Source organism: Romboutsia sp. 1001713B170131_170501_G6 (assembly GCF_015668195.1).
Classification (GTDB): domain Bacteria; phylum Bacillota; class Clostridia; order Peptostreptococcales; family Peptostreptococcaceae; genus Romboutsia_C.
The window spans coordinates 1-13,557 of sequence record NZ_JADPFC010000013.1 but is presented as its reverse complement, the minus strand read 5'-3'; the positions used below and the strand labels follow the sequence as shown (position 1 = coordinate 13,557).

Annotated in this window: 13 protein-coding genes and 1 pseudogene; 4 read left to right on the top strand and 10 right to left on the bottom strand. The window is 26.6% G+C overall.

Annotation, left to right across the window (positions count from 1 at the left end; all coding sequences use genetic code 11):
• The first annotated feature begins 288 nt into the window (after positions 1 to 288).
• Positions 289 to 600, top strand: coding sequence for a hypothetical protein (locus tag I4U89_RS14640; RefSeq protein ID WP_195941017.1), 312 nt, complete (start codon positions 289 to 291; stop codon positions 598 to 600).
• 269 nt (positions 601 to 869) lie between these two features.
• On the opposite strand, the gene I4U89_RS14635 is transcribed toward I4U89_RS14640, so the two are convergent.
• On the bottom strand, positions 870 to 1,541 hold the full coding sequence (locus tag I4U89_RS14635; protein WP_195941016.1) for an N-acetylmuramoyl-L-alanine amidase: 672 nt from the start codon (positions 1,539 to 1,541) through the stop codon (positions 870 to 872).
• A gap of 262 nt (positions 1,542 to 1,803) precedes the next feature.
• Here I4U89_RS14635 and I4U89_RS14630 point away from each other — a divergent pair.
• Positions 1,804 to 3,579: pseudogene (locus tag I4U89_RS14630) on the top strand (M56 family metallopeptidase); the annotation flags it as partial.
• 133 nt (positions 3,580 to 3,712) lie between these two features.
• On the opposite strand, the gene I4U89_RS14625 reads toward I4U89_RS14630, so the two are convergent.
• Both I4U89_RS14625 and I4U89_RS14620 read right to left on the bottom strand, forming a co-directional pair.
• Entirely contained in the window at positions 3,713 to 5,005 is a 1,293-nt protein-coding gene (locus I4U89_RS14625; protein WP_195941015.1) for a MarR family transcriptional regulator, read from the bottom strand.
• A gap of 402 nt (positions 5,006 to 5,407) precedes the next feature.
• The gene (locus I4U89_RS14620; RefSeq protein ID WP_195941014.1) at positions 5,408 to 5,761 is read right to left on the bottom strand and encodes a hypothetical protein; all 354 of its coding nucleotides are present in this window, start codon (positions 5,759 to 5,761) and stop codon (positions 5,408 to 5,410) included.
• A gap of 405 nt (positions 5,762 to 6,166) precedes the next feature.
• On the opposite strand from I4U89_RS14620, the gene I4U89_RS14615 reads away from it, so the two are divergent.
• Positions 6,167 to 6,322: a YvrJ family protein gene (locus I4U89_RS14615; protein ID WP_330615580.1), complete on the top strand. Its 156-nt coding sequence runs from the start codon at positions 6,167 to 6,169 to the stop codon at positions 6,320 to 6,322.
• A gap of 110 nt (positions 6,323 to 6,432) precedes the next feature.
• Here the strand turns inward: I4U89_RS14615 and I4U89_RS14610 are convergent, their stop codons facing one another.
• From I4U89_RS14610 to I4U89_RS14600, 3 genes are all read right to left on the bottom strand, one after another.
• Positions 6,433 to 6,867 carry a hypothetical protein gene (locus I4U89_RS14610; protein WP_195941013.1) on the bottom strand — a complete coding sequence of 145 codons (435 nt, stop codon included), beginning with the start codon at positions 6,865 to 6,867 and terminating at the stop codon, positions 6,433 to 6,435.
• A gap of 75 nt (positions 6,868 to 6,942) precedes the next feature.
• Positions 6,943 to 7,650 (bottom strand): DUF4367 domain-containing protein, encoded by a 708-nt coding sequence (locus I4U89_RS15955; protein WP_195941012.1) that lies wholly within the window; start codon positions 7,648 to 7,650, stop codon positions 6,943 to 6,945.
• A gap of 1 nt (position 7,651) precedes the next feature.
• Positions 7,652 to 8,188 (bottom strand): RNA polymerase sigma factor, encoded by a 537-nt coding sequence (locus I4U89_RS14600; RefSeq protein ID WP_195941011.1) that lies wholly within the window; start codon positions 8,186 to 8,188, stop codon positions 7,652 to 7,654.
• A gap of 514 nt (positions 8,189 to 8,702) precedes the next feature.
• Between I4U89_RS14600 and I4U89_RS14595 the strand changes: the two genes are divergently transcribed.
• On the top strand, positions 8,703 to 9,392 hold the full coding sequence (locus I4U89_RS14595) for a hypothetical protein (RefSeq protein WP_195941010.1): 690 nt from the start codon (positions 8,703 to 8,705) through the stop codon (positions 9,390 to 9,392).
• Between the two features lie 85 nt (positions 9,393 to 9,477).
• Here the strand turns inward: I4U89_RS14595 and I4U89_RS14590 are convergent, their stop codons facing one another.
• From I4U89_RS14590 to I4U89_RS14575, 4 genes are all read right to left on the bottom strand, one after another.
• Positions 9,478 to 9,741 (bottom strand): Mor transcription activator family protein, encoded by a 264-nt coding sequence (locus I4U89_RS14590; RefSeq protein ID WP_195941009.1) that lies wholly within the window; start codon positions 9,739 to 9,741, stop codon positions 9,478 to 9,480.
• A 203-nt stretch (positions 9,742 to 9,944) separates the two neighbouring features.
• Positions 9,945 to 10,601, bottom strand: coding sequence for a hypothetical protein (locus I4U89_RS14585; RefSeq protein WP_195941008.1), 657 nt, complete (start codon positions 10,599 to 10,601; stop codon positions 9,945 to 9,947).
• 2 nt (positions 10,602 to 10,603) lie between these two features.
• A complete protein-coding gene (locus I4U89_RS14580; protein ID WP_195941007.1) occupies positions 10,604 to 11,812 on the bottom strand; it encodes a hypothetical protein in 1,209 nt (402 codons plus the stop codon).
• Positions 11,809 to 12,696 (bottom strand): ABC transporter ATP-binding protein, encoded by an 888-nt coding sequence (locus tag I4U89_RS14575; RefSeq protein ID WP_195941006.1) that lies wholly within the window; start codon positions 12,694 to 12,696, stop codon positions 11,809 to 11,811. Before I4U89_RS14575 ends, I4U89_RS14580 begins: the two co-directional genes overlap by 4 nt.
• Positions 12,697 to 13,557: the final 861 nt, after the last annotated feature.

Here is a 13,557-nt window from a genome sequence, read left to right as displayed (position 1 = left end):
AACATCTACAAAATATTTAAATCAATATCCTAAATGTACAAGAAATGAAAAACACTATTTTATGTACATTTTTTATATTAAAACAACAAGTCTTAAAATTTCACTTTAGAGTATAGTTAGATATTTTCAAACAAAGTTAATACCCTTATAACCCAAATAAATGGATTCTAAGGGCTTTTTTACTATACTACTTCAAATAAGTTTTTAAGGAATAATTGTATTTTGTGAATTTAATTTATTTATGGTAAAATTAGTAAATAAGCTAACTTGAATGGAGTGAATTTAGAAATGAGTAAGTATAAAGACTGGAAGATGATAGATTGGATTATAGCAGGAATTTTAGCTCTCTCCTCTGTATCAGTACCTAATTGGATTATAGACCACAATCTATATGAGGTTCCTATAATGGCAACAGTTTATGATTACCCATATAACATTCCTATAATGGTAGCAGGTGTATTTTTAATATATTGCTTTTTATCAGTAATATATTGGATAATAAATAAAAATATAAATATGGTAATTCATTATTGCTTAATAGCAATCATATATATAACAATTCCTATGCTATATGTTATTGCACATAACTCGGGTATTTAAAAATCTTAGTAAATAAAATAACTATTCCCTGAAACTAAAGTAAGTAGTCTTAAAATTTAGATTTTCATAACAGTTATATATACAAAAGAGTATATCCTTTGAAGTTACTATATTTCATTAGATATACTCCTTTGTATTTTTCAATAAACTATATTAACCTTATATTCTAAAGTCAATCATTTCTAAAATTTATTAACTTTATTCTTCAAAGACTTTACTTTGCAATGCTAAACATAGAAAAATGTACCATAATATTTTAGTTTCTAATGTCAATTCATTCTAATTATATAAGTATCCTCAAATCCCTTATTTTTTGCCTTTTCAACTTGTTTTATAGCATTATTCTTATCTTTAAAAGCTCCAATACAAACTCTATATAAAGCATCATTGATTATATTTTCTACACTAAATAAATCTATCAAATTCTCAGTAATAGCAGTAGCTATTTTTTTAATCTTAACACTATCTTTTAAATCTCTTTCCGCATCAATATTTGATATAAAATCAACTTCAATCAAACATGCAGGCATAGTAGTCTTACTAAGTACAGTAAAATTTTTATTATACTTAACACCTCTATTTCTAATATCTAAAATTTTTGAAATATCATCACAAACACATTTTGAAAAACTATTTAACTTACTATTATCTCCATCATATTGCCAAACCTCAACACCTCTAACACTTCTATCATTTGATGAATTAATATGAATAGATACAAAGTAATCTGCTCCAAACCTATTTGAAAATCTAGCCCTTTCAGTTAATGAAAGATACTTGTCGCTAAATCTTGTAAACTTATAATCTAAATCATAGCCTTTTAAAATTTTATCAATTTCACACCCAATATTTAAAACTACATCAGCCTCACAAATTTTAGTTGGTCCAATGGCTCCTGGATCCTTGCCTCCATGCCCTAAATCAATAACTAACTTTCCCATAAAAATCCCCTTTTCATTTTTTATATTTAATTTATTTATCTAAATTATAAAATTTAAAGTAGGTTTTATGGTTAAATGTAAACCAATTACTAAAACTTCAAAAAATAAAGTACAAAAAAATAATAAAACCTAAGTTATTTTGAATATTTAGAATTTCAACATTGGCTTATTAATTTAAAGTATTAAAAAAGCTCGTATTCTAGCTTGTACGAGCTTTTAAACTTATTCACTATCATTTGTATTATTAGTATATACCACTTTAAATATAAAATTAAGCAAAGGTAAAGTACAGCATGATGAAAGATTAGAATATATATTAGAATGTGCCAGAAAAAAATCTAAAACAGGTAAAAGAGTTAAATTAATCGTAAATGATGAAATAGATACACCTGCACTAATCAGTATTTTATCTCCTAAAATATTATTACCACTAAAGATGGTTACACTTGAAGATCAAGAGTTAGAGTATATATTTTTACATGAATTGTCTCATTATAAAAGAAACGATATATTAGTAAATTACATAATATTAGTTATAAAAGCAATACATTGGTTTAATCCAATAATATGGCATTTACTAAGTAAAGTTAGGGATGATATTGAATTAGCAACAGATGAAAAAGTATTGATGATATTAGAAAATAAAGAACATAAAGAGTATGCAAAGTCTATAATATCTGTAATCGAAAAGTCAAATCAATCATTATTTTATCCAACTCTTATGAGTATGGCTAATGATAAAAGTAAACTTAAGAAAAGAATAAGGAGTATAAAAGGGATGAAAAATATAAAAAATAAAACAGTATTATTTACAGTAGTTGGAGTGTTAGCAGTTGGAATAACGGCGCCTATTATGCTTACTACTTCAAGAGGAGAAAGTTCAAAAGTAGAAACAAAAAAAGAGAGTCACAGTGAAAAAGGGTTAACAAATATAGAAAATGACTATAGTACAATAGTTAAAGCACAATTGAACGGAGACATAGTAAATCCTAACAAAATAAAAGAATTAGTTTCAGATAAAAAACTTACAAATGTCGATGGTTATGTGAGCAGTGCATTTAACTCTGGAAAGAATTTGATGTCTGTAGAATTTGGAAAAGAAAAAGAAAAAGTATCTGTAGCATATACACCAAATTTAGATGGAAATTTAGTAGATATACATTATTTAAATACTAGTAAAAATGGATATTTAAATGGAATACATGCTTTTTATGACGCAACAGTAGCAAGTGACCATAGGTCTTCTTTCTTTACTAAAGTAGGATCAGTATCCGTAGAAGACCAAAAGAATTTAGTTGAATATATTGATGAATCATCTAAAAATAATGAACTATTTAAAACATATTATAAATTTGCAAAGATAGCGGAAAGTAGCGTTGAGTTCCCAAAAGAAGAAATAGCTAAAATTGACAAAGAGAATATTATAGACTTGGGTGAAAATCAATTAGCTATAAAAGTAGGAAAAAATCTGGTAACACTAATCGGTGAGGATAATATGAAGTATATAAAGGGAGTAAAGTTAAACTGTGAAAATATGTTTTTATATACTCAATCAGAAATAGGAAAAGGTGTAGATGTAATGGGAGAAGAGTCTAATACATCTATGACTGAGATATATAGTTCTAACTTAAAAGAACAAGAAGATATATTATCTAAGTTAAATAATAATATTCAAGAGTCTATACCAAAGGAAGTTGTTGCCATCAAAGATATAGATGAAGTTAATAAAGAAATAAAAAACATAAATGAATTTCACAATATGGAACTTATAAAGAAGATCTCATATAGTAGTGAAGTAAATCCCCAAATATTGACTATGGAAGAATCTATTGAATATGTAAAAGAAAATACTCATGAAGACATAAAAGAAGTCAATAGTAAGTATGAAGATGAAGTAGGAGTTACACAAATAACTTATAGAGTTGGAGATAAAGAGTATATTGTGAAATATATGCATCCTTATAAAAATAATGAAAATGAATATGATAAAAATTCTACAGCTGGAATCTTTGTATATGAAAGTATAAATAATAAATAAAAAAAAAAGGAACTCTATTAAGGGTTCCTTCTTCCAGATTTATAAAGAGTCATTTCATGTCACCACTTTATAGTAAAAGAACTTCTCCGAAAAGACCACATATTTATAAAGAGCCATTTCAGTTGACGAACAATTATAATTCTTTTATTAATTTACTTACTGCTTGTCTACTTATACCAAGTTCTTTCGCTATATCGCTTTGATTTAAACCTTTCTCCTTTAAAACCTTTATACTATTTAATCTCTCTAACTTATCCTGTTGTCTTTTAGTTAGACCATCTTCATTTCTTCTCTTTGCTCTTCTTCTCTCATTATTCCTATCATATTTTTCATCAATTCCTATAATAGTTTTCATATGTTTTTGCTCTTTACTTGTAATTCCTAATCTATCTATTAAAGTTTCATTTTTATACCAATAGCCTTCTTTATCCCTCATGCCTTTAGTAACCCTCTTACGTTCACCGCTTCTTATACCTTGTTCATAAGCTATAAACTTTTCTATAGCCTTTGGTATACATCTTAAAATCGCTTGTACCTCTGTTTCCTTCAGTGGTTCAGTAAATGCATTATTAAACTCTATAACTACATTTTCAAGGTCATAAGCATCTCTTATATAAATGCCCTTCCAGTATGCATAACAATGTAGGGCCATGTTTCTACAACCTGTCATATCATATTTTCTAAGTCTGCATAAAGTTTCTAAATCATTAGCTCTTTCCATATGTAAACTATATGAATTAAAGAATCTATTACAAATAACTTTGTTATCAATTTTCTTAACCTGTTGCATCTGTAGTTGATGTGTTTTAGGCTTATAATTTAAATACTCTTCTCTTAATTCATACATAGAGTACTCTATATCGTTATCTATATATAAAACCTTACAATTTGTATCACATCTCGAATTTATAGTTCCAGGTAATCTAAGTACTCTTGCTCCATCTGTTGCTCTTCTATCAGCCCCTAAATGCTTTAAATTATAATATATGTAATCTTGTAGCTCTTGCCATGTATTTAAAGCTCCATAAGGAGCATTTTGTATTCTAAAGTAAAGATGTACTCCTCTTCCACTATCTGTCACCATAGTTGGTTTAGGTATTTTACCTTCATAATGTAGTAGCCATATCATATATACTGTTTCAGCCTTTTCTAAGCTCATACTCTCACAGTCTATATCTTGAAATAAGGCTCTAAACTGTCTTATATTTTCTACTCTTCTTTTTGGTAGATACATTGTATTTGGTGCTAAAAATACATCATCTTTCTTATGTAATTCTTCTACAATCTCTCTTAGCCCGTCATTTTTAGTATTGTATATTTTAATGGTCTTCTCACCATTATTTTCTTTATCATCTATTTTTAATATTTGAATATAACCATCAGTACTTTCATCATATAGATGGTCACAGAACTTTGTCATTTGCATAAAAAAATTCCCCTCTATTTTTAGTATGTTGACACTAAAGATAAGGAGATCTCTCTTTTAATTATAAAAATTACTCTAAAAATATGTTCTAGTTAATAAAATCTATAATTATTTTTCATATTGTTCAAATAAATATCAAATTTATTGATATATTAGAATTATTATGATAATATGAATACATAATAACAATATAAAAAATCTCTTATTTGAGTTATCTCTTATCAAGAGTGCTATATAAAAAGCTAGAAGTAAGTCGCCAAACTTATACACTTCTGGCTTTTTTCCATTTAATTTTCGATTTATATACTTAAATTTTAACATAAAGGGGGCTTTTAGTATATATTTATTGATTACTCGACCTTATCACACACCACATATTTATAAAGAGCCATTTTTTACGCACTACTTTTTAGACTTCTTTGATTTTTTCTTATACTTCTCTTCATATGCAGAAAGTGCCTCTTCATTTAATTCAACCGAATCAAACATCTTGCTAATTATATCCTCTAGTACTTCAGATACTGTCATATTATTTTCATATGAAAAAGACTTTACCTTATCTGCTACATCTTTTTTTAGCTTTATTCCTAACATAACTTTTTCTTCTTTTTGCTTTGGTTTATTTATTAAACCTAATACATTTATATTATTGTTTTTGCTATTTATAAAGTCTTGTCCAGTTAATTTTTCTTCTATTTTTTGCTTTATATTAAGTAACCCATTTTTCTTGTTTAACATTGGATTCTCAATACTCATAGTCTACTACCTTCTTCATTAAATAAAGATTTAATATTTATTTAATATATTTTTTATATATATTTAATAATAATTAAATATTTTTTAATTACTATTAAATCATAAAAAATATTCATCAACTATATTTTAGGACTTAGAGCCAATCCTTTAATACAATGAACTTAAATAAAGCAAATAAACCTTATGGCTAGGTGCATTGCTTAAAATATGCCCCTAATGGAGAAGATTTACAAGCTCTAGTAGAAGCAAAAGTTGTTCAAACTGAAACTCCAGAATATGATCTTGTAGTTGCATAACACTTATAACACCTTAAGAAATGTCCCTCTAAGCTCATGAGGGGCTTTCTTAGCAGTTTGAGCAACGTGTTAGCAAAATATTTTTAAAAGTATTTAGGAGGAATAAGTCGTGGAATTAGATTTAATGCAGTTAGTGGCTAATCTAGGATTTCCTGCTATCGTGACCATGTATCTATTGGTTAGAATCGAAGGGAAACTAGAAAACCTAAGTGTAAGTATCAATTCTTTGAATTCAAATATAAGTGAACTAAATGATAAAATATAAAGGAGCTACATATCCCAATTAACAATTAGGTATGTAGCTCCTTTGCTTTAAGCACTTTTTTATGCCTATATAGTTCAGACATATTGTACTTAGCTACTAATTCCTTATTATTAATACTTAGCTGTATTGCTATTTACCGTTATACCCTCAGATTGAGTTCCTTTATATACCTTTATTTTTGCACTCACTCTATAAGAATATCCCTTTGTTACAGATTTAGTTTTAGAAACTAAACAATTATTTGTTCCTGAACCTGACCATGATGCTATCTTAACCCATCTTCCTCCTTTATATTGTTGTAAGTAAGCTGTTATTTCTATTTTAGTTACACCTGAAACTCCTAAAGCTGAACAAGATATCGTTGAAACTCCACTTGAATTTATAGAAATATTACTTCTTGCTGATGATATATATTGATATCTAGGTGCTATATCTTCTATCCTCATATTATTATCTACTACAGTTAATCCATCTGCCAGGCTAACTACTGTAGAGTTCGATATAGTAAGTAAAGCTATCGCTCCTGTTATAAAAAATCTTTTCATAAAAATTTCTCCTTCGTTATATTAGTATTTATACTAATATAACGAAGGAGAAATTAAAAAATGGACAATTAAATTTTATTTTTTTATATTTTTAGCTATATTTATTAATTCTTCTTTATCCCTCAAATTACAATCAACTAAATAAATATAATCATCATCATTCCAAAATACTTGTTTCATATCATTTTTTTCTATATATTTAGCGTTGTATTCACCGATATATAACTCTTCAACAATTGCATCCTCAGTATCTAATGTAATAGTGTTATTATCTATAGTGCTTACATTGTATCTAATCTGTAACCCTTCATTATTTTGATAAATAATAATAGTATCAAGAGGTGACTCTAATCTATTAACTTCATTAAATCCACTTGGAATACATTGTGGAACTGGCAATTTTGATAAATCATGTTCATTATTTTCTGGTTCTACTAATCCACTATTTATATCTTTTTTATCTTTATAAAACATAAACATCGTAAATTCGGTTTTTATTTCTTCAATTATTTTTAATACCTTATCTCTTACTGCTTCTACAGAAAGACTCAATGAAAATATACATAATATCATTATAGATAAACCTACTACAAATTTCTTAGCACGATTTAATGAAAAGTCCTTTTTCTCTCTACGAATCAAAGCATCCATTTTATTTTCAAACTCTTTTGTAAATGTATAATTTAATTTTTCTTCATCCTTATACAAACTCTCAATTCTTAAATCATCAAATTTAGTAACACATCTTACTAAATCTTCATCACTGATATTAAATTTATCCACTTTAACAAGCCTCCATATCAATAAGTATATTCTGTAGCTTTTTCTTGCCTCTTTGAACCCTTTTTTCCACATTATCTTTTGAAATTTTTAGAATCTTTGATATTTCTTTGTTTGATAAATCATGCCTATACTTTAATATAAATACTTCCTTGTAAATCTCAGGTAATTTCGATATGGCTTCTACTATAAAAGTATCCGAATCATCGCTTAAATCATATGCAATTTCTAAGTTATTATCTAAGTAATGCTCTTCAAATGAAACTATATTCTCTTTTTTATTTTTTCTATAGATATCTATAGATGTCCTCTTTGTTAGTACAGTAATAAAACTTTTTGTGTCTCTCGAATCTATATTATTAATTTTGTTTATATTTTTAGCTATTTTTATAAAAGATATATGAACAGCATCTTCAGATAAGTGCTCATCTCCTAAAATTTGATTTGCTATATAAAACATTAATTGTTTATATCTAGTGTATAAATTTTCAAATTTATATATATCATCATCATCATCTATCATTGATAAATATACTACCATTTTATAACCTCCCCTTCACCCTCAAGTACTCTTTTACTTCGCAGTATATCATAAAACTTTATTGTCATAAAAATATTTTTTATTCTTTTGTCCTATATTACTTGTGTTGTTTCGTTATATTAATTGAAATAGGTTTTATGCCATTAATGGACTGTATACATTTGATTTTTTTAAGAAAGGAGAGAAATATATATGTATATATTATTTGGATTTATATTTATCCCAATATATATATCTTTAAATTGGAAATACTTAAAGGAAAAAAAAATATCACCTTGGTTCAATATCAGTAATCTAGAAGTTGAAAAAACTAAGTTTTTTAAATATCAATTTTTAAGCAGTGTCATTACATGTTTTATTATTGCGATTGCACTCTCACTTTTTATCATTTTAAAGCTTAGTTACTTTTACTTTCCATTATTGGTAATGTTATTTTATATTTTGTTATATTTAATAAAATATATAGCTATAACCAAAGGATATCTTATAAAAAAATAAATAGGGGGAATTTATTATGTTTAAATCTAAATTTATTACAAAACTAGTTGCACTTACTCTTATAGCTTGCAATATCTCTGGTGTTGCTGGAACAGCCTTTGCATCGGACAATACCAATAATTTTACAAAAGAATTCATTAATGCGTCAGATGATACTATAGTATGTTATATGGAAGGTGTTCCTGTAAAAAAAAGTCAGATAGATGAAAATGGGGTTATTAATGAAAAAACTATGAATGAAATTGAACAGATAGTAGAAAATGAAGTTAGTACATATGCAACATCAAATACTAGAGTTATTCCAAGTGGATATAATCAAGCAATTGTCCGCACTAGCCTTTCTGCACCAGGATATGGGCAAACAAATACTCAGTATTATTATACATATCAAAATGGAGCTAAATTTGCAAGTGGAGTTGAGCAAAAAGCATGGACAACTATAAAGGGTACTGCACTTGGTTTTGTTCCTAAGATTGGCCCTGCTGCGACAATACTATTTACAGCAGACTCACTTTATAAAGCATCTGTTGCAGGTAAAATAAGAAATTATACTAATTCTGGTAAAAAGGTAAAAATTACTGAAGCAAAATCAAGATATGGAACTTTCTATGGTGTATTTGCATGGACAAATAGAACAATTGAAACTCATAAAACTTTTTCAGATGGAACTGTAGAAAAAATAACGAATTTACAATATAAAAAATAATCTATTATTGTAACTTACCATTCTAAAGTAGAAATATAAAGGAGCTACATATCCCAATTAACAATTAGGTATGTAGCTCCTTTGCTTAAGCACTTTTTTTGTGCCTATTTATTATAGCTCTGATGTAGCTTTCAGACATATTGTACTTAGCTGCTAATTCCTTATGATTAAATCCATTGTAATCAGCAATAATAGATCTATCTCTAGCCTCTTTGTATATCATCTTTTCAGTAGGAAAGTACACTGATGTCCCTCCAAATTCTCTAAATAAAGCCTTAACTTTGTCTATTCCAAGCTCTATAGCTATATTCTCAAATTGTGGAGGTAAATCACTTATTTTTAGTTCCATAAAAATATCCTCCTATAATAGTATTTAATCCACTAAGTGGGTTAATTCCTTTATAGAAGGATATTCTACACAAATTAAAGTTTTCCTACTAAAATACATATATATTCACCTATTTTCTAATTTCCACAAGGTTAAATAATGTATCAATTCTTTGATATAAAACATTTAGTGTAAATTTATTGCCAAATGGCTTTACAAAATAATCATTTCAATTTATATAATTTTTTATTTATATAATGTAAGTTATATATAATCAATATTAATATTGTTACTAATGTTACTACTTTATAAATAAAATGTCCTTCTACTCCAGCACTAATACTAAAAGGGTTTAATAACCACATCTTAAACCCATCCTTTCCATATGCAATAAACCAAAATAACCAATATCCACAAGCACCTAACATTCCCAAAATATCATTTTTTGTTATATTAGATAATGCTATAGATATTAAGGAAAATAAAGCAGTGTTTATAACTCCTGATATTAATAATGTTATATATGATACACCCATTGCTCTATACTCATACTGAGCATCTATTTTAAATACTTTTATAAATATCAAAAACAATAGGGATAAAACTGTATAAAAAATAATATTGTTTAGCATTCTAAATAAAAAACATTTACTTTTACTTGAAGTAGTCATAGAAAAAGAACTTACCATTTTACAGTCAAACTCAATTAGCATAATATTTGAAAATAAAAATACTCCAAATAGAGGTAGGCACATTTCTAAATATTCCATACTGCTCATATTAAGAATAAAAGGAAGCATTAAAGTAAATATAAAAAATATTATCATCTTTCTTTTACTTAATAACTTTAAATTGTATTTCCACATATTTAAAATTTCCATACTTATCTGCCCTCCCTTTTATATCTTTGTCTATTCCATACATATATACTAAATAAAATAACTATTATCGTTAAAGTAATATATATATATTGATGGTTAAATATTTTATGTTCTAATTTAGTAAAGTTTCCATAAACCCATGCAATCCTTGGAGAAGGCTTAAACATATTAACATAGTTCTCTCCAGTTGCTGTATAATTAAGTCCATCATATGTCATTGTATATAAAAACATAATCATAGATGTTATAACTGTATCTTTTGATATTATAGTAACTAAAATTGTACAAATATTAAAAAATGGTATAGTAACACATGGAATTATTAAAAATATCTTGATAAAATCTTTTAAATAAAAGTTCCATAAAGTGCCTTTAAAAGTACTTTTAATCATAAGAATATATCCAAAACTTATTAAAAATAATGATACTATCATAAATAATGTTATGGCTAAAAACTTACCTAAAATATATTCATATCCTTTCACAGAAGATGAGTATATATTGGTGTTATTATTAAGCTTATAATCCTTCATAAAGGTAAATACAATTAAAAATATACCCAAAATGCAAGCCATATTAGTTAATCTTAAATAGTACTCTATTCCTATAAATTCAGACATATTTTCCTTAGTAAGCATTTTTTCCACTTCTTCATAAGTTGGATTTACATTATACGTATTAATACCTATAACTTTTTCCTGTGTAAAGTGATTTCCTGATGAAAATTGGTCATATATACTATAAATTGCACTATTATATTCTTCTTCTGATAGTTTCTTTATATCATTAAAATCCATTACTCCATAAAACTTAACTTTACCACTATCTTCTAATGTCTTTAGTTCTTGTATAAACTGTTCTTGATTATCTTTTAACTTACTTAATTCTAATTTTTCATCTAAATTTAAATTATTTTCATAAACTATAGCTGTATAAGGCTTTTCATTCCACTGTATATATTCTTCTTTACTTGATCCTGAAATTTTCATATAAAAATCTGATTCATCCATATCTTTAAACTCTTCATATGGTATATTACCTAACATATTTTCATACTTTTCTTTAGTATCATAAGGTTCATTTCTTAAAAATCCAAAATCCATTATAGTAAAACCTAACAATACAAATATATATATGTATATAAAAGGTTGCTTGATTTGATATTTAAATTCTATTTTCATTATATTTATAATAGTTTTTAAAGAATTCATCTTAATTCACCATCCATTGAGTCTATTATTACAAAAGAATCCTCAAGAGTAGAATCTATTAATTTACATTCTGTAAATGGCTTTTCTTTGCTATATAGCTTTATTGCTTTATGATTTTCATAATTTTTAACACCTAAAACTGTATAGTGTTTAGATAAATCCTTTATCTTAGTACTATCACTTGTGTTATACTCCCATACACAACTACTTACTTTTTTCATCATATCTTCTATTTTTCCATTGAACTTTAGATTTCCACTACTTAGTAATACAAGATTTTCACATGTATAAGATATGTCCTCTATTATATGAGTTGATAATAAAATTGTCTTTGTTTCTGATAAGTCCATTATTAAGTTTCTCATTCTAATTCTTTCATTTGGGTCAACTCCTGTTGTTGGCTCGTCTACAATTAGTACTTTTGGGTCATTTATAAGAGCTATACCTAACCCTAATCTTCTTTGCATTCCTCCTGAAAGGTTTTTAAATTTTTTCTTTCTTTGTTCTGTTAAATTTACATATTCCATTATATTAGATACACGCTTTTTTCTTGTTTTAGATTCTATTTTATTTAGTATACCAAAATAATCTAAACAATCTTCAACTGTGAAATCACTATAACATCCTGTATGTTGTGGCAGATATCCTACTAATTTTCTTATCTTGTCTAGATTTTCTCTGCATACCTTAATGCCATCAATATGTACCTCTCCACTACTTGGCTCCATTAATCCGCACATAATGTTCATAAGTGTAGTTTTTCCTGCTCCATTATGCCCAAGTAGTCCTAATATTTCACCCTGATTTACATTAAATGAAACATTATTTAATGCCTTATACTCTGATTTACCATATCTTTTAGTTAAGTTTTTTATTTCAATCATTATGTCCCCCCTATTTTACTATTTTTTATAATAAAATCATCATGGCTTATAATTAGAATTATCTTATCTTTTTTAACTTTATTTATTAATTCATTTATACACCCATTGGTATGTTTTAAAATACATAATCTAAAGGTTTTAAAAGGTATCTATAATATATCTACTTTATTCGGATAATTACTTAAAAGTCCTTCCCCTGAACTAAATTCAATAAGTAAATATTCAAGCTCCATCGATTTAAAAGCTCACATATTTATAAAAGAGCCGCTTTATTAAACTTTTTAGAGAAATATAAAAATGGAGAGGAAAACAAACTCTTTTTCCTCTCCATTCACAGAAACCCACATATTTATAAAGAGCCAAAAAATGAGGGTATACTATAGTAGATTACTTTTTCTCATTTTCATTATATGTCTCTCCAGTGTTTTCAATGGTATTGATAGTTTTTCTGAAATTCTCTTATTTGTTACCCCTCATTTTTTAATACCCTAAATTTATCTCGAAGTATCTTCAGCTCTTGTTGCTTTTTAGTTAAACCTTCCTCATTTCTTCTCTCTACTCTTCTTCTTGCATTATTTCTATCATATTTTTTGGCTCTTTATTTGTAATGACATAACTAACTTCCCCTCTATTATTACACTTGGAACCAATCACCCCTATCCACATATTTATAAAGAGCCATTTTTTTACGCACTACTTTTTAGACTTCTTTGACTTTTTCTTATACTTCTCTTCATATGCAAAAAGTTCTTCTTCATTTAATTCAACCGAATCAAACATCTTACTAATTATATCTTCTAGTACCTCAGATACTGTCATATTATTTTCATATGAAAAAGACTTTACCTTATCTGCTACATC